This window comes from Streptomyces sp. 147326 (assembly GCF_045000215.1).
In the GTDB taxonomy this organism is placed as follows: domain Bacteria; phylum Actinomycetota; class Actinomycetes; order Streptomycetales; family Streptomycetaceae; genus Streptomyces.
In genome coordinates, this window is sequence record NZ_CP134201.1 from 4,829,142 (window position 1) to 4,845,410 (window position 16,269).

General features: G+C 71.4%; 13 protein-coding genes. 3 read left to right on the top strand and 10 right to left on the bottom strand.

Annotation, left to right across the window (positions count from 1 at the left end):
* Positions 1-25: 25 nt before the first annotated feature.
* The 6 genes from pstA to mshD all read right to left on the bottom strand — a co-directional run bounded on the left by pstA (position 26) and on the right by mshD (position 8,183).
* Positions 26-1,108, bottom strand: coding sequence for a phosphate ABC transporter permease PstA (pstA, locus tag RIU97_RS22080; RefSeq protein WP_404959312.1), 1,083 nt, complete (start codon positions 1,106-1,108; stop codon positions 26-28).
* Positions 1,108-2,097: a phosphate ABC transporter permease subunit PstC gene (pstC, locus tag RIU97_RS22085; RefSeq protein WP_393750816.1), complete on the bottom strand. Its 990-nt coding sequence runs from the start codon at positions 2,095-2,097 to the stop codon at positions 1,108-1,110. Before pstC ends, pstA begins: the two co-directional genes overlap by 1 nt.
* A gap of 127 nt (positions 2,098-2,224) precedes the next feature.
* On the bottom strand, positions 2,225-3,361 hold the full coding sequence (pstS, locus tag RIU97_RS22090; RefSeq protein ID WP_404959315.1) for a phosphate ABC transporter substrate-binding protein PstS: 1,137 nt from the start codon (positions 3,359-3,361) through the stop codon (positions 2,225-2,227).
* 245 nt (positions 3,362-3,606) lie between these two features.
* The gene (locus tag RIU97_RS22095) at positions 3,607-4,584 is read right to left on the bottom strand and encodes a CHAD domain-containing protein (protein WP_404959317.1); all 978 of its coding nucleotides are present in this window, start codon (positions 4,582-4,584) and stop codon (positions 3,607-3,609) included.
* A complete protein-coding gene (locus RIU97_RS22100; RefSeq protein WP_404959319.1) occupies positions 4,565-6,865 on the bottom strand; it encodes an RNA degradosome polyphosphate kinase in 2,301 nt (766 codons plus the stop codon). The genes RIU97_RS22095 and RIU97_RS22100 overlap by 20 nt, the downstream gene beginning before the upstream one ends.
* A 391-nt stretch (positions 6,866-7,256) precedes the next feature.
* Positions 7,257-8,183: a mycothiol synthase gene (gene mshD / locus RIU97_RS22105; protein WP_404959321.1), complete on the bottom strand. Its 927-nt coding sequence runs from the start codon at positions 8,181-8,183 to the stop codon at positions 7,257-7,259.
* Positions 8,184-8,353: 170 nt separating this feature from the next.
* Between mshD and RIU97_RS22110 the strand changes: the two genes are divergently transcribed.
* The gene (locus tag RIU97_RS22110; RefSeq protein WP_404959323.1) at positions 8,354-10,171 is read left to right on the top strand and encodes a bifunctional metallophosphatase/5'-nucleotidase; all 1,818 of its coding nucleotides are present in this window, start codon (positions 8,354-8,356) and stop codon (positions 10,169-10,171) included.
* Between the two features lie 89 nt (positions 10,172-10,260).
* Here the strand turns inward: RIU97_RS22110 and RIU97_RS22115 are convergent, their stop codons facing one another.
* A complete protein-coding gene (locus RIU97_RS22115; protein ID WP_404959325.1) occupies positions 10,261-11,046 on the bottom strand; it encodes an alpha/beta fold hydrolase in 786 nt (261 codons plus the stop codon).
* Between the two features lie 122 nt (positions 11,047-11,168).
* Here RIU97_RS22115 and RIU97_RS22120 point away from each other — a divergent pair, with 122 nt between their 5' ends.
* Together RIU97_RS22120 and RIU97_RS22125 are read left to right on the top strand one after the other, a co-directional pair.
* Positions 11,169-11,738: a TetR/AcrR family transcriptional regulator gene (locus tag RIU97_RS22120; protein ID WP_404959327.1), complete on the top strand. Its 570-nt coding sequence runs from the start codon at positions 11,169-11,171 to the stop codon at positions 11,736-11,738.
* Positions 11,739-11,840: 102 nt separating this feature from the next.
* Positions 11,841-12,740, top strand: coding sequence for a phosphatidylinositol-specific phospholipase C (locus RIU97_RS22125; RefSeq protein ID WP_404959329.1), 900 nt, complete (start codon positions 11,841-11,843; stop codon positions 12,738-12,740).
* Here RIU97_RS22125 and RIU97_RS22130 read toward each other — a convergent pair.
* The 3 genes from RIU97_RS22130 to RIU97_RS22140 form a co-directional block, all read right to left on the bottom strand.
* A complete protein-coding gene (locus RIU97_RS22130; RefSeq protein WP_404959331.1) occupies positions 12,720-14,165 on the bottom strand; it encodes a sensor histidine kinase in 1,446 nt (481 codons plus the stop codon). The genes RIU97_RS22125 and RIU97_RS22130 overlap by 21 nt on opposite strands.
* Positions 14,162-14,893, bottom strand: a complete 732-nt coding sequence (locus RIU97_RS22135; protein WP_404959333.1) for a response regulator transcription factor — start codon at positions 14,891-14,893, stop codon at positions 14,162-14,164. The genes RIU97_RS22130 and RIU97_RS22135 overlap by 4 nt, the downstream gene beginning before the upstream one ends.
* Positions 14,894-14,968: 75 nt before the next feature.
* Positions 14,969-16,171 (bottom strand): S1C family serine protease, encoded by a 1,203-nt coding sequence (locus RIU97_RS22140; RefSeq protein ID WP_404959335.1) that lies wholly within the window; start codon positions 16,169-16,171, stop codon positions 14,969-14,971.
* Between the last annotated feature and the right edge of the window lie 98 nt (positions 16,172-16,269).

Genomic DNA, 16,269 nt, shown 5'->3' on the forward strand with positions numbered 1-16,269 from the left:
GTCACTTCGCTTTCATACAGTCGCGTCAGCGACCGGTCTTCGGGGCCTTCCAGCGGGCGATGCCGCGGGCCACCAGATTGAGGATCATGACGAAGGCGATCAGTACGAGGGCTGCGGCCCAGGCCCGGTCGTAGGAGGCTTCACTGCCGACCTTGTACTGCTCCCAGATGTAGAGGGGGAGCGAGGACTGGGCGCCTTCGAAGGGGTTGGCGTTGATCAGCTGGGTACCGAAGACCAGCAGCATGATCGGCGCGGTCTCACCGGCGATGCGGGCCACGGCCAGCATGACACCGGTGGCGATACCGCCGATCGCGGTGGGGAGCACGACCTTGAGGATCACGCGCCACTTCGGCACGCCGAGGGCGAGGGCGGCCTCGCGCAGCTCGTTCGGGACGAGCTTGAGCATCTCCTCGGTGGAGCGGACCACGACGGGCATCATCAGGATCGACAGGGCCATGGCGCCGGCGAAGCCGGAGGGGCCGAAGCCGAGCATCAGGTTCCAGGTCGTCAGGATGAACAGACCCGCGACGATGGAGGGGATGCCGGTCATGACGTCGACGAAGAAGGTGACGGCCTTGGCGAGGGAGCCCCGGCCGTACTCGACCAGGTAGACGGCGGTCAGCAGGCCGATCGGAGCAGCGATCAGGGTGGCCAGGGCGACCTGCTCGATGGTGCCGAGCAGCGCGTGGTAGACGCCGCCGCCCTCGTCGAAGCTGGTCACGCCGTTCATGGAGTGCGTCAGGAAGTTCCCGGTCAGGAGCTCCAGGCCGCGGCTGATCGTCGTCCACATCAGCGAGAGCAGCGGGACGACCGCGAGGACGAAGCAGACCCACACCATGGAGGTCGCGACGCGGTCCTTGGCCTGACGCCGGTTCTCGATGACCGCGCTCGCGGTGTACGTGATGACGACGAACAGGAGGGCCGCGAGCAGTCCCCACTGCACCTTGCTGTGGAGGTCCAGGGCGAGGCCGATGCCGCAGCCGAGGGCGGTCGAGAGCACCGCGATGCCGGCCGGGGCCCAGCGGGGCAGGCCGCCCCGGGTGAGGCTGGCGGGGGCGGCGGACTTGGGGGCCCGGGCGGGCCGCTGGTCCTGGAGTGCGTGGCTCATCAGGCGTTCGCCCCCGAGAAGTCCTTGCGGCGAGCGATGATCAGGCGAGCTGCACCGTTGACCAGCAGGGTGAGCAGGAAGAGGACCAGACCGGAGGCGATCAGCGCGTCCCGGCCGAACTCGTTGGCCTCGTCGAACTTCGCGGCGATGTTCTGCGCGAAGGTGCCGCCGCCCGGGTTCAGGACGTGGAACGAGATCAGGAAGCTCGGGGAGAGGACGGTCGCGACGGCCATGGTCTCGCCCAGTGCACGGCCGAGACCGAGCATCGAGGCGGAGATGACACCGGAGCGGCCGAACGGCAGCACCGACATCCGGATGACCTCCCAGCGGGTCGCGCCGAGGGCCAGGGCGGCCTCCTCGTTCATGCGCGGGACCTGGAGGAAGACCTCGCGGCTGACGCTGGTCACGATCGGCAGGATCATGATCGCGAGCAGGATGCCGACGGTGAAGAGCGAGCGGGCGACACCGATCTGGGTCTTCTCGAAGACGTACGTCCAGCCCAGGTACTCGTCGAGCCAGAGGTTCAGGCCGTTCAGCTGCGGTACGAGGAAGAGGGCGCCCCAGATGCCGTAGATGATCGACGGCACGGCGGCCAGCAGGTCGACCACGTACGCGAGGGGCGCGGCCAGCTTGCGCGGCGCGTAGTGCGAGATGAACAGGGCGATGCCGACAGCGATCGGAACCGCGATGGCCATCGCGATGATCGAGCTGACGACGGTGCCGAAGAGCAGGACGGCGATGCCGAAGACGGGCGGGTTGGCCGACGCGTTCCAGTCGAAGGTGGTGAGGAAGTTCCCCTCGTTCTTCGACAGTGCGATCGAGGCACGGTAGGTGAGGAAGGCGGCGATCGACGCCATGATCACCAGGAGCAGGATGCCGGATCCCTTGGAGAGCCCGGCGAAGATCTTGTCACCGGCGCGGCCGGTGGACCTTCCGCTCTTGGCGACAGGCGGAGCCGTGTCTATCTGGGTGGGTGTGGTGGAAGCCATGATCTTTCCGGTCTGAGTGGGGGCAGGCCCCTGGCGGCGGTGCACCGGATTTCCCCCGGGTGAAGGGGAAGGGTCCCCGGGTGTCGGCTGCCCGGACGGGGGCGGCCGACACCACGGGGGTCAGGATTTAGCCCAGCGAGTTGATGGCTTCGCGGACCTTCGTGTTGATCTCGGCCGGGATCGGCGCGTAGCCGTTCTCGAGGAGGAGCTTCTGGCCCGCGTCCGAGGCGGTGTAGTTCAGGAAGGACTTGACGGTCGGGAGCGTCTCGGCCTTGTTGCCCTTGTCGCAGACGACCTCGTACGTGACCAGGACCAGCGGGTAGGCGCCCTCGGCCTTGGTGGTGTAGTCGAGCTTCAGCGCCAGGTCGGAGCCGGTGCCGGCGATCTTGGCGGCGGAGATGGCCTTGGAGGCGTTCTCACCGGAGGCCTTGACCGGGGCGGCGGCGCCCGTGTTCAGGTCGACGGTCCTGATGCCCTGCGAGCTGGCGAACGAGAGCTCGAAGTAGCCGATCGCACCGTCGACCTGCTTGACCTGGGCGGCGACACCGGCGGAGCCGGAGGCGGCCTGGCCACCCGGGGCGGCCCACTTCTTCGCGGCCTCGTGCGGCCAGGCGTCGGGGGCGGCGGCCTTCAGGTACTTGGTGACGTTCTCGGTGGTGCCCGAGTCGTCGGAGCGGTGGAAGGCCTGGATGGCGGTGGAGGGAAGCGTGACGCCCGGGTTCAGCTTCTTGATCGCCTCGTCGTCCCACTTCTTGATCTTGTCGTTGAAGATGTTGGCGGTCGTGGCGGCGTCGAGGTTCAGCTTGTCCACGCCGGCGACGTTGAAGCCGAGGGCGACGGGGCCACCGACCATCGGCAGGTTGATGCCCTGGCCACCGGTGCAGATCTTCTTCGACTCCTCGACCTGCTCCGGCTTCAGCGCCGAGTCGGAGCCGGCGAAACCGACGGTGCCCTGGTTGAAGGCGACGATGCCCTCACCGGAGGAGGAGGACTTGTAGTTCACCTCGACGCCGGAGCAGGCGGCCATGTAGTTCTTGATCCACAGCTCGACCGCGTTCTTCTGCGCGGAAGAGCCCGAGGCCAGGAGCTTGCCCTTGGCGTCGTCGCACTTGATGTCGCCGGCGGCGGCCGCGGAGGGCTTCGCCGATCCGTCGGCGGTCTTCGTGTTGTCGTCCGAGCCGCACGCCGTGAGGACCAGGGCGCCGGACACGACAAGCGCCCCGAGGGCGGAGGCACGAAGCATGTTCTTGCGCTGAAGCTTCACTTTCGGGTGTTCCTTCCAGAAGCCGCCGGCCGCTTTCTGTATCGGGGCGGCGTGCGAAGAGGACTACGTCGGTTTGCTCGGCTGAGCTGCTCGGTTTCCCGGCGACTCGCTCCGTGCATCACCGAAATTAGGCAGAACAGGTGAAGCAGCCGACCGGCCCGAGTGAACGGACGGTGAACCGTGGCGGACGACCCGGTGCGTTCCCGTCCGTTCGTACACGGATGTCATCATCCGTTATCCGCCCGTTATCGCGGTGTGACCGCTGGTTCCCGCAGCCACAGGTGCTGGAAGTCGAGCCGGGCCGCCTCCACCTCGTGGCGCTGGTCGGCGTGCAGGACGCCCAGTGCGTACGCCGTCGCCGGGGCGATGCGGGGGGTGCGGGCCGCCGTCGCCGAGGCGGCCGCCGCCTCCGCCGCGTCGCGGTGGCGGTCCAGGGCCTCGTTTGCGGCCGCCGGCCGGCTCACGTCCTCGCCGAGCGCCTCCCGGGCGTACCGGTGGACCCGCAGGAGGCGGCGTACCTCGTGCCAGAGCCCGTCGTGGTCGGCGTTGTACGGACTCGGCGCCGCCTCCGAGCCGCGGCACGGGGGCAGCGTCGCGACCGCCGCCGACAGTCGGTTTTCGGCCACCTCTGCCAGGGGGACGAGGACGTCCCCGACCCGCCCCCGGGCCGCCACGGAGTCCAGCGGGACCTCCGAGGCCAGCACGGCCACCGCGTCCGCCACCGCGTGGAAGCGGGAGGAGCCGAGCGCCTGCAGCGTGGCCGAGTGGGCGCGCGTACGCGCCAGGGTGAGCTGGCGCTCCAGCAGCGCGCCGGCGCGCGCCGAGCCCACCGTGAGCGCCCCGGCCGTGCCGCGCGGCGCCGGGAGCTCGGGGGATCCCGACAGCCGGTGCAGGGCGTCCATCAGCCGGGCCAGCCGGGCGGCGTACGCGTGCTCGTCGGCCAGCGTGGAGGACAGCCACACCAGCTCGGTGCGCAGCCCGTCGGCCCAGGAGGACTCGGTCACCACCCGGAAGGTGGCCAGGGATCCGCTGATCCGGCGCGCGGCCCCCCGCAGGCTGCGCGCCGCATCGCTCCCGTCGGCGGCGTCGGCCCCGCTCGCTGCGCCTTCATCGTGTATGCGCATCGCGCGCAGGAAAGCGGTGGCCTGGGAACGCAGGTACGTGCCGAGCACGTCACCTGCGTCCGCCGTGGCCGTAATCGGGTCATGGTTTGGCTGAGCCACGCCGGCGCCTCCGGGCGTCTATGAGCGTCTCCTGTACGTGCCGCAGCGGCTGGCCTTCCGCGTCCGTGCTGTGCCGGGTCCACTCGCCGTCCGGGCCCAGGTGCCAGGAGGAGGTGGCGTCGGACATACCGGTTTCCAGCATCCGGTCCAGTGCCGCGCGGTGGGCCGGGTCGGCGACCCTGACCAGTGCCTCGATACGGCGGTCGAGGTTGCGGTGCATCATGTCGGCGCTGCCGATCCACACCTCGGGCTCGCCGCCGTTGCCGAAGGCGAAGACCCGGGAGTGTTCCAGGAAGCGGCCGAGGATCGAGCGGACCCGGATGTTCTCCGAGAGCCCGGGGACTCCGGGGCGCACGGCGCAGATGCCGCGCACCCAGATGTCGACGGGCACGCCCGCCTGGGCGGCCCGGTAGAGCGAGTCGATCAGCGCCTCGTCGACGATCGAGTTCATCTTGAGGCGCACGTAGGCGGGGCGACCGGCCTTGTGGTGGGCGGCCTCCTTGTCGATGCGCGCGATCAGTCCGTCGCGCAGCGAGCGGGGCGCCACCATGAGCCGGCGGTAGGTCTCGCGGCGCGAGTAGCCGGACAGCCGGTTGAAGAGGTCGGAGAGGTCCGCGCCGACCTGCGGGTCGGCGGTGAGCAGGCCGAGGTCCTCGTAGAGCCGGGCCGTCTTGGGGTGGTAGTTGCCGGTGCCCACGTGCGAGTAGCGGCGCAGCTGGTCGCCCTCCTGGCGGACGACGAGGGACAGCTTGCAGTGGGTCTTGAGGCCGACGAGCCCGTAGACGACGTGGCAGCCGGACTCCTCCAGCTTGCGCGCCCACTTGATGTTGGCCCGCTCGTCGAAGCGGGCCTTGATCTCGACGAGTACGAGGACCTGCTTGCCGGAGTCGGCGGCGTCGGTCAGGGCGTCCACGATCGGGGAGTCGCCGGAGGTGCGGTACAGCGTCTGCTTGATCGCGAGGACGTCCGGGTCGGCGGCGGCCTGCTCCAGGAAGGCCTGCACCGAGGTGGAGAAGGAGTCGTACGGGTGGTGCAGCAGGACGTCCCGCTCGCGCAGGGCGGCGAAGATGTCGGGCGCGGATGCGGACTCGACCTCGGCGAGGTCCCGGTGGGTGCCGGCGACGAACTTCGGGTACTTCAGCTCGGGCCGGTCCAGGGCGGCGATGCCGAAGAGGGAGGTCAGGTCGAGGGGCCCGGGCAGCGGGTACACCTCGGAGGCGTTGACGTTCAGCTCCTGCACGAGGAGGTCCAGTACGCCGGGGTCGATGGACTCCTCGACCTCCAGGCGCACGGGCGGGCCGAAGCGGCGCCGCATGAGTTCCTTCTCCAGGGCCTGGAGGAGGTTCTCGGCGTCGTCCTCCTCCACCTCCAGGTCCTCGTTGCGGGTCACGCGGAACATGTGGTGCGCGAGCACCTCCATGCCGGGGAAGAGCTCTTCCAGGTGCGCGGCGATGACGTCCTCCAGCGGGACGTAGCGCTGCGGGGAGGCCTCCAGGAAGCGGGAGAGGAGCGGCGGGACCTTGACCCGGGCGAAGTGGCGGTGGCCGCTGACCGGGTTGCGTACGACGACGGCCAGGTTGAGGGAGAGGCCGGAGATGTACGGGAAGGGGTGCGCGGGGTCCACGGCCAGCGGGGTCAGCACCGGGAAGATCTGGTTCCGGAACAGCGTGAAGAGGCGGGCCTGCTCCTTCTCGGTGAGGTCGGGCCAGCGGATGAGGTGGATGCCCTCCTCGGCCAGCGCCGGGGAGATGTCCTGCTGGAAGCAGGCGGCGTGGCGGGCCATGAGCTCGCGCGAGCGCGTCCAGATGAGGTCCAGCACCTCGCGGGGCTGCAGGCCCGAGGCCGAACGGGTGGCGACACCGGTCGCGATACGCCGTTTGAGGCCGGCCACCCGGACCATGAAGAACTCGTCCAGGTTGCTCGCGAAGATCGCCAGGAAGTTGGCGCGTTCCAGGAGGGGCGTGGTGGGGTCCTCGGCGAGCTCCAGGACGCGCTCGTTGAAAGCGAGCCAGCTGCGCTCCCGGTCGAGGAAGCGGCCCGGGGGCAGCTCGCCGCCGTCCTTGTCGTCGTACGCGTCCAGGTCGGCGTCGATATCGGGCTCGAGGTCGACGTGCGGGCGGTGCGCGGAGATGGAGCCTATGCGGGCGTGGGCCCCGGTCACGGCGTTGGCGGGGCCGGTCGCCTTGGCGGCGGCGGTACCGGACGCCGGGCCTGCGGCGGACGTGTGAGACGGGTGCTGGGCGGGGACCTCGGTGGGGCCTGCGCTGGGCTTGTGGCTCATGACTCCATTCTTCCGCGCACGCGGGAGGACGGGCGCGTCGGAAGTGTCGGCCGTCAGTCGGAGTCGGGGCTGCATGGGGGGAGAGTCGCAAGCGCGTCTTAATGCCCGGTTAATGGCGTGTGGCTTCCCGGCTCCGGCTGGTGCACGAGTCGCCTCCCGGCGGGGTGGCGGGGGCGGAGCGTGCGTCCCCGGCGTGCCGGGTGCGGCGCCGTTGCCGGTGGCGCTGCCCCCGGGCCCCCGCCGGGCGCTGCCCGGACCCGCGCCTCAAACTCCGGCGGGGCTGAAGGATCGGGGCTCCGCCCCGGACCCCGCGCCTCGAGCGCCGGCGGGGCTGGGTTCGTGCCGGCGGGGCTGGAGACAGCCTCGCCGGCGTTTGAGGCGCGGCCTCGGGTCAGCTTTCCGTGCGGTACATCAGGTCGACCTCGTGGGTGCTGAAGCCGAGGCCCTCGTAGACGGCGAGGGCGGCCGGGTTGTCGGCGTCGACGTAGAGCATGGCCGTCGGCAGGCCCTGGGCCGCCAGGTGGCGCAGGCCGACCGCGGTGAGGGCCTTGCCGAGGCCGCCGCCCTGGGCGCCCGGGCGGACGCCGAGCACGTAGACCTCGCCCAGCTGCTCCGCCGCGTGGACCTTCGTCCAGTGGAAGCCGACGAGCTCCCCGTCGCGCTCCGCGAGGAAGAAGCCCTTGGCGTCGAACCACGGCTGCGCGATCCGGTCGTCGAGGTCCCGCTGGGTCAGCGAGCCCTGTTCCGGGTGGTGGGCGAAGGCGGCCGCGTTCACCGCGAGCCAGGCCTCGTCGTCGGTGCCGGGCACGAAGGTCCGTACGGTCACGCCGGGCGGGAGCGCGGGCTCCGGCAGCGGGTCGGCGTCGGCCAGGGGCCGGCGCAGCTGGCGCAGCTCGCGGAAGAGGGTCAGGCCGAGCACCTGCGCGAGGTGGCGGGCAGCCGACTTGCCGCCGTGGGCCCATACCCGCAGCCGCTTCCCGGAGGCGGCCAGCAGGGCCATGCCCATCGCCCGGCCGTGCCCGCGCCCGCGCAGGGCCGGGTGCACGACGAGCTCTGCGGCGGGGGCCTCCACCGGGTCGGTGTCCTCCAGTTGTCCGTATCCGGCGAGCCGGCCGCCCTCGGTGAGCAGGAAGTGCCGGATCCCCTCGCGCGGCCCGCCGCGCAGCTGGAGCCGTCCCTGCTCGGACACGGCGGTGGTGCCGTCGGTACGCGCCGCGTCCTCGATCAGGTCGAGTACGGCGCCGGCCTGTTCCTCCGTCAGCTCGTCGAGGGTCTGAATCTGCCGTCCCGGCTCCAGGGCCGCTGCTGCGTCAGTCATGGCACGAGCCTACGACCGCGGCGGGCGGCGGGCGGAGTGCGGGCGCGGGGTCTGTCCGTCTTCTGCGCGTAACCAACGCGATACCCGTTACCCCCTGGTAGAGCTACGCGCGTTGACCATAGGCTTCCCCGGACCTCCCAAGCTTCATCGCTGTCCGCAAAGGGGACTAAATGTCAGCGACGCCACAACGGCACCGCCGAAACCGCCGGTTGACCTTCGCCGCCCTCGCCGTCACGGCCGGGGCCGGGGCCATGGTCGCCGCCGCTCTGCCGGCCGGTGCCGCGAGTGGTGGCGGTGCGGCCAAGAGCCGGACCGTCGACGTGCAGATGCTGTCGTTCAACGACTTCCACGGCACGCTGGAGCCCCCGCAGGGTTCCTCCGGCACCGTGACCGAACGTCAGGCCGACGGCACCACCAAGGCCATACCCGCGGGCGGGGTCGAGTACCTCGCGACCAGCCTGCGCGAGGCCCGCAAGGGCCACGAGTACTCCGTGACCGCCGCGGCCGGTGACATGATCGGCGGCAGCCCGATGCTGTCCGGTCTCTTCCACGACGAGCCGTCCATCGAGGCGCTGAACAAGCTCGACCTGGACGTCACCAGCGTCGGCAACCACGAGTTCGACGAGGGCAAGACCGAGCTGCGGCGCATGGCGTACGGCGGCTGCCACCCGGTCGAGGGCTGCTACGAGTTCGGCAAGGAGTTCACGGGCTCCCAGTTCCAGTACCTCGCCGCGAACGTCACCGACGAGAAGACCAAGCGTCCGCTGATGTCGCCCACCTTCGTGTGGAAGAAGGGCGACGTGAAGATCGGCTTCATCGGCGTCACCCTGGAGGGCACTCCGGACGTCGTGACCGCCGAGGGCGTCAAGGGCCTGAAGTTCGGCGACGAGATCGAGACGATCAACAAGTACGCCGCCGAGCTGAACAAGCAGGGCGTGAAGTCGATCGTCGCGCTGATCCACGAGGGCGGTCTGCCCGCGAACGGCGCCTACAACTACGACTGCAACGTCCCGGGTGCCGGCGCCGGCATCTCGGGCGCGATCGTGGACATCGCCAAGAACGTGGACTCCAAGGTCGACGCGCTGGTCACCGGCCACACGCACCAGGCGTACGCCTGCAACATCCCGGACCCGGCGGGCAACCCGCGCACGGTGACCTCGGCCGCCTCCATCGGCCGCCTGTTCACGGACACCACCCTCACCTACGACCGGCAGACCAAGGACATCGTCCGTACGCCGGTCGCCTCGCCCAAGCCGGTCAACAAGGTCGTCACCCGGGAGCAGCCCAAGGCCCCGGACATGACCGAGCTGATCGACCGCTGGAAGACCCTCGCGGCCCCGATCGCCAACCGTCCGCAGGGCTTCATCGCGGCCGACATCCCGGGCCGCGGTTCCGAGGCTCCCGAGAAGCCGCTCGGCGACCTGATCGCCGACGCGCAGCTCGAGGCGCTGGCCCCGGCGGACAAGGGCGGCGCGCAGCTGGCCGTCATGAACCCGGGCGGCATCCGCTCGGACCTCGCCTACAAGGCCTCGGGTGACGAGGGCGACGGCGTGGTGACGTACGGCGAGTCCTTCACGGTCCAGCCGTTCACCAACATGATGAACATCGTGGACCTGACCGGCGCGCAGCTGATCACCGCGCTGCAGCAGCAGGTCAGCGGCCCGGTCAACGGTGCGAACCCGAAGATCCTGCAGGTGTCGAAGGGCTTCACGTACACCCTGGACCTGACGAAGACGGGCGTGGACCGCATCGTCGTGGACTCGGTGAAGCTGAACGGCACGGCGATCGACCCCGCCAAGACCTACCGGGTCGCGATGAACGAGTTCCTCGCGGGCGGCGGTGACGGCTTCACCGTCCTGAAGGAGCACAAGAACAAGCTCGTGGGCGCGTCCGACCTGGACTGCTTCAACGCCTACCTGACGAACAACTCCTCGGCGACCAGCCCGATCGCCGTGCCGGCGGCGAACCGGATCACCGTCGTCAAGTAACACCCGCGCAGAGCGCGATCGAAGGGGCGGTGGGCCGGTCGGCCCGCCGCCCCTTCGGCTTTCCCCCGCGCACCCCCGTGGAGCGGGGGTCAGAGGGTCGCCAGGAACGTCCCGACGGCCGCGTGGAATCCCTCCGGGTCCGTGAACGGCACGAAGTGGTCGCCGTCGAGGGGTGTGTACGAGGTCTTCGGGCGCCGGGCGACCATCGCGTCGGCCGCGGCCTGCGTGAGCGCCTGGCTGCGGGTGCCGTGGATCAGCAGGGCCGGGCAGGTGCTCGCGAGCCAGGCGTCCCAGTGGTCGCCGTGGCACTCCCGGATGGAGTCGAGCATGTCCTGGGGGTGGTAGGCCAGGCGCCAGCCGCTTCCGTCAGGGAGGGGGCGCATTCCGTCGGCGATGAAGGGCGCGCCGGCCGGCCCGGCGGCGGCGAGGAGTTCCTCGCGGGTGGGGGCGGTGTAGGGGAGGCCGTGGAGGAAGTCGTACCAGTTCGGCCCCGTGGGGACGCGGATCTCGATGGTGGTGTCCACGCCGATGAGCGCGGAGATCCGGTCGGGGTGGGCGGCGGCCAGGTGGTAGGCGTTGTGCCCGCCGAGGGAGTAGCCGAGGAGCGTCACGGGGGCGTCGAGGCCGAGGTGGTCGAGGAGGGCGACGGCGTCGCTGACGTAGCCCTCGCGGCGGTAGTCGGGCGCCCGGCCGGATTCGCCGTGGCCGCGCTGGTCGGGGGCGATGACCCGCCATCCGTCGCCGAGGGCGGCGGCAAGCCCCGTGAAGGCGAGGGCTTCGGACATGCCGCCGTGCAGGGCGAGGAGCGGACGGCCGGGACCGCCGAAGTCCAGGTAGGAGAGGGTCCGGTCGTCGATCTTCAGCTCGTGGCGCATGGCTCGTGCCTCCCGTGGGCTCGTGGATCTTGCGATGGCCCCACCCTGCCAGGATTTGGGCAAGTGCGCAATACGATTGTGTAGCGCACTTGCCCAAAAGTCCGCGCGGATACGATCCCGGCATGGGAAATCGCGAGGACCTGCTGGCCGGAGCGCGCCGCTGCCTGGAGGAGAAGGGGTACCTGCGCACGACCGTGCGCGACATCGCCTCGGCGGCGCAGGTGAGCATGGCCGCGATCGGCTACCACTTCGGATCGCGGGAGGCGCTGCTCAACCAGGCGCTCTTCGCCGCCATGGACGAATGGGCCGCGGGGTCCGGTCGGCTCGCCGGGCAGGGGGACACCGCCGCGGAGCGGTACGCCGACACCTGGGACCGCAAGATCAGGGACTTCGCCGACATGCGCTGGCTCTGGACCGCCAACGTCGAGGCCTTCGTGCACGCGCAGTCCTCGCCCGAGCTGCTCGCGATCCTGGCCGAGGAGCAGCGCCGCAACCGGCGGATGGTGGCCGCGGTCCTGCGCGGGGTGCCGCCCGAAGAGGTGTCCGAGGCGGACGTACGGGCTCTCGGCTCGATGCACATCGCGCTGCTCAGCGGGGTGATGGTCCAGTGCCTGACCGATCCGGAGGGCGCGCCGAGCGGCCGGGAGCTCGTCCAGGGGCTGCGGACGATGGTGGACCTGCTCGAGGGCTGAGGCCGCGGGGCCGGGGCGGGACCGACCGCTACCGACGGGTACCTATTTTGAGGTGTCCACGCCATAATCCCGTCCCATCACCGGGTCGGCAAAGGGGCGGGCATGGGCGTGGACAACGGCATGGGCAGCGGCATGGGCAGACGGGCGTTCCTGGCCGGAGCGCTGGCGGCGGGCACGGCGCTGGGACTGGGCGCCGCGGGGACGGCCCCGGCCTCGGCCGCGGCCCTCGGTACCCAGGACTGGATGGCCGGCCTCGGGGACTCCACCGCCCTCCAGCGGATGACCATCCCCGGCACCCACGACTCCGGCGCCACCAAGGGCGGCCTCTACGTCGCCTGCCAGAACAGCTCGATCGCCCAGCAGCTCGACTCCGGCATCCGCTTCCTCGACGTCCGCTGCCGGGTCACGGGCGGGTCGTTCGCGATCCACCACGCGGCCTTCTTCCAGGACCTGATGTTCGGGGACGTCCTCGTGGCCTGCGCGAACTTCCTCGCCGCGCACCCCTCCGAGACCGTCCTGATGCGCCTCAAGCAGGAGTACTCCACCGATAGCGACGCCACCTTCCGCGCCGTCTTCGACGACTACCTCGACCACCGCGGCTGGCGCCCGCTGTTCCGGATCGCCGACACCCTGCCCACCCTCGGCCAGGCCCGCGGCAAGGTGGTCCTGCTCGCCGACAACGGCGGCCTGCCCGGCCTGCGCTACGGCGACGGCAACGTCTTCGACGTCCAGGACGACTGGAACGCCGAGCCCTTCGCCAAGCGCGGCAAGATCGAGAACCACTTCCGCAAGGCCGTCCAGCAGCCCGGCAAGCTCTTCGTGAACTACGTCAGCACCTCGGCCTACATGCCGCCGCGCTGGAACTCCGACCGCCTCAACCCGCAGGTGCACGGCTTCGTCGACGGCGGTGAACTGGCCGGCCGGACCGGGCTCGGCATCGTCCCGATGGACTTCCCGAACACACGCTCCGGCCTGGTCTCCTCACTGATCCGGCACAACTGACGGATCGGCGGGCGGCGGGGTGGGCGCCCCCGGGATGCGGAGCACCGCCTCCGTGCCGGGGCCGCCGTCGGCCGCCGCCCGCAGCTCGGCGCTGCCGCCCGCGCGGGCCGCCGTACGGGCCACGATCGACAGGCCCAGCCCGCTGCCGGGCAGGGCGCGGGCCGACGGGGACCGCCAGAACCGTTCGAAGACGTGCGGCAGGTCCTCGGCCGGGATGCCCGGCCCGTGGTCCCGTACGGTCAGCTCGCCGGCCCGCAGCGTCACCTCGACCGCGCCGCCCGGCGGGCTGAACTTCACCGCGTTGTCGAGGACGTTGACCACCGCCCGCTCCAGCGCCGCCGCCTCGCCCCGTACGTACCAGGGCGCCAGGTCCGAGTCGAAGCTCAGCTCCGGACCGCGCAGCCGGGCCCGGGACAGCGCCGCCCCGGCGATCTCGTGCAGGGCGACCACCCCGAGCGGGCCGGGCGAGGCCGGGTCCGGCCGGGACAGCTCCTGGAGGTCCCCGATCAGCGAGGCCAGTTCCGTCATCTGCGCCTTGACCGAGGCCAGCAGCTCCCGCCGGTCGTCGGGCGGGATGGCCCGGCCGGTCTCCTCGCTGCGCGCCAGCAGCTCGATGTTGGTGCGCAGCGAGGTCAGCGGGGTGCGCAGCTCGTGCCCGGCGTCGGCGATCAGCTGGGCCTGCCGGTCCTGCGAGGAGGCGAGGGCCGCCGTCATCGAGTTGAAGGACCGCGACAGGCGGGCGATCTCGTCGTCGCCCTCGTCGGGGATCCGTACGGTGAGGTCCTCTGTGCGGGCGATGTGCTCGACGGCGTCGGTCAGTTCGTCGACGGGCCGCAGTCCCGTACGGGCCACCCACAGGCCGGCCGCGCCGGCGCCGGCGATCCCGAGGGCGGAGACGAGCAGCAGCACCCAGGCCAGGGTGGACAGCGGCTTGTCGACGTCGGCGAGCGGCCGCGCCACCGAGACCGCGAAGATCGGGCCGCCGAGCTCGGTCCGCGCCGCGAAGGTGTAGACGCGCATCGCGACGCCGTTGTCGGTCGTCGCGTCGTGCAGGACCTTGGCCTTGCGGCCGGCCGCCACCTCCTTGTCCGCGGCGGTGACCGGCAGGTCGGTCTGCCCGCTCACCCAGCAGTGGCCGCCGTCCGCGGTGACGATCTGGACCGTCGCATTCAGCTTCTCGGCGATGTCCTGCTGGACCTGAGCCGGTGGGGGCGCCGGACAGCGGCCCTGGCGCAGCCGGTCCAGGACCTGATCCGTCGGGTTGGTGGACATCAGGGACTGGTTCAGCTGGTTGCCGAGCTGGGCGCGCACCATCACCCAGGACACCCCGGACACCGTGGCCACGGCCAGGGCCACCGCCACCGCGACGAGGAGGGCGAGCCGGGAGCGCAGCGGGAGCGCGCGGAACCTGGCGGTCGGGCTCACTCGGGCCCGCTCTCGCCGGCGCGCAGGACGTAGCCCACCCCGCGCACGGTATGGACGAGGCGGGGCTCGCCGCCCGCCTCGGTCTTGCGGCGCAGGTACATCACGTACACGTCCAGGGAGTTGGAGCTGGGCTCGAAGTCGAAGCCCCAGACGGTCTTGAGGATCTGCTCGCGGGTCAGGACCTGGCGCGGGTGCGCGAGGAACATCTCCAGCAGCGTGAACTCCGTACGGGTCAGCTCCACCGGGCGCCCGCCCCGGGTGACCTCGCGGGTCGCGAGGTCCATGCGCAGGTCGCCGAAGGTCAGGGCGTCCTCGTGGCTCTCGCCGCCGGCCTGCGGGGCCGCGTAGGAGCTGCGGCGCAGCAGGGCGCGGACGCGGGCGAAGAGCTCGTCGAGCTCGAAGGGCTTGACGAGGTAGTCGTCGGCGCCCGCGTCGAGGCCGGTGACGCGGTCGCCGACGGTGTCGCGGGCGGTCAGCATCAGCACCGGCGTGACGCTGCCGGCGGCGCGCAGCCGGCGGGCCGCGGTCAGCCCGTCCATCCGGGGCATCTGGATGTCCAGGACGATCAGGTCGGGGGAGTACGAGGCCGCCCGGTCGAGGGCGTCGAGCCCGTCGACGGCGGTCTGCACGGCGTACCCCTCGAAGGCGAGGCTGCGGCGCAGGGCCTCGCGTACGGCCGGTTCGTCGTCGACGACGAGGATCCGCGCTTCGCCTTCGGCGGGAATCATGGATGGGTCTCCCAGGGGTGGTGGTCGGCCGTGGAGTGCGACGGGTGACGGCGCTTCCAGCCTCGCACGGACGCGTCAGAAGGAAGTGCCGAAGCCGTTGGCGGCGGAGCCGCTGCCGGAGGAGCCGGAGCCGGAGGAGCCCGAACCGCCGGGGCCGCCCTTGCGGAGGGAGTCCAGGTCGGCCTTGACGGTGTTGACGGGGATGGCGAAGCCGAGGCCGACGCTGCCCGCGGCGGAGCCGCCGGAGGAGGGGGAGTAGATCGCGGAGGGCATGCCCACGATCTCGCCGTTCATGTTGACCAGGGCGCCGCCGGAGTTGCCGGGGTTGAGGGAGGCGTCGGTCTGCAGGGCCTTGTACGAGGTGGTGTCCGAGCCGGTGTCCCCGTTGAACTCGCGGCCGCCGAAGGAGAAGGGCCAGCCGTCGCCGTCCTGCTGCCGGCCCTGCGGGGACTGCTGCTCGGACTTCGCCACCTTCACCTCGCGGTTCAGCGCCGAGACGATGCCGCTGGTGACGGTGCCGGTGAGGCCGTCGGGGGAACCGATGGCGACGACCTGGTCGCCGACCTTGACGCTGCCGGAGTCGCCCAGCTTGGCGGGCTTGAGGCCGCCGGCGCCCTGCAGCTTGATCAGGGCCAGGTCCTTGTCGGGATCGGTGCCGACGATCGCGGCCTTGTACTTCTTGCCGTCGCTCATCGTCACCTGGATCTCGGAGGCGCCGCTCACGACGTGGTTGTTGGTGACGATCTCGCCGTCGGCGGTGACGACGATGCCGGAGCCGGTGCCCTGGCCGGACGCGGTGCGGGTGTCGATGCGGACGACCGAGGGGCTGACCTGTTCGGCGACGCCGGAGACGGTGCCGGCGCCCGTGCCGGTGCTCTGCGAGACGTTGGTGCCGTTGACTCCGCCGGCGCCGCCGTTCTGGTGGACCATCAGCTGCTGGACGGCGGCCGCGGTGCCGCCGCCGACCAGGGCCGCGGCGAGCGCGACGGCCGCCAGCAGGGCCACGGGCCGCTTCGCGCGGGGCGCGGGGGCGGCGGCGTGCGCGGGCTGGCGGGGACCGCCGCCTGCGGGGACCGTCTCGCCGCGGATGACCGGGGGCTGGTGCGCCTCGTGCCAGCCGGGTGCGGCGGGCGGGTACGAGGGCGGCGGCGGGTACGCCCCCGCCGCCGTGTCCTGGGCCAGCCGGTCACGCCCGTGCTGCCAGTCCTCGCCGAAGGGCGCGTGCGGAGTGGGGCGGTCCTGGGGGTACTCGCCTTCGCGGCGGAAGCTGTCGGTCATGGCTCTGACTCTGCTCGCCGATGATGAGAGCTTCCTGAGCCTGACCTGAGAAGCCCGACAGAACCTCGTATGCCCCTTGTAGGGCCCGCTGTTGGCCG

Bases quoted from the DNA above. Each gene is read 5' to 3' on its own strand.
- RIU97_RS22115 (WP_404959325.1), bottom strand. From the start codon at position 11,046: ATGCGCCACGAGCTGAAGATCGACGACCGGACCCTCTCCTACCTGGAC.
- pstC (WP_393750816.1), bottom strand. From the start codon at position 2,097: ATGGCTTCCACCACACCCACCCAGATAGACACGGCTCCGCCTGTCGCC.
- RIU97_RS22100 (WP_404959319.1), bottom strand. From the start codon at position 6,865: ATGAGCCACAAGCCCAGCGCAGGCCCCACCGAGGTCCCCGCCCAGCAC.
- RIU97_RS22125 (WP_404959329.1), top strand. From the start codon at position 11,841: ATGGGCGTGGACAACGGCATGGGCAGCGGCATGGGCAGACGGGCGTTC.
- pstA (WP_404959312.1), bottom strand. From the start codon at position 1,108: ATGAGCCACGCACTCCAGGACCAGCGGCCCGCCCGGGCCCCCAAGTCC.
- RIU97_RS22140 (WP_404959335.1), bottom strand. From the start codon at position 16,171: ATGACCGACAGCTTCCGCCGCGAAGGCGAGTACCCCCAGGACCGCCCC.
- RIU97_RS22110 (WP_404959323.1), top strand. From the start codon at position 8,354: ATGTCAGCGACGCCACAACGGCACCGCCGAAACCGCCGGTTGACCTTC.
- mshD (WP_404959321.1), bottom strand. From the start codon at position 8,183: ATGACTGACGCAGCAGCGGCCCTGGAGCCGGGACGGCAGATTCAGACC.
- RIU97_RS22135 (WP_404959333.1), bottom strand. From the start codon at position 14,893: ATGATTCCCGCCGAAGGCGAAGCGCGGATCCTCGTCGTCGACGACGAA.
- RIU97_RS22120 (WP_404959327.1), top strand. From the start codon at position 11,169: ATGGGAAATCGCGAGGACCTGCTGGCCGGAGCGCGCCGCTGCCTGGAG.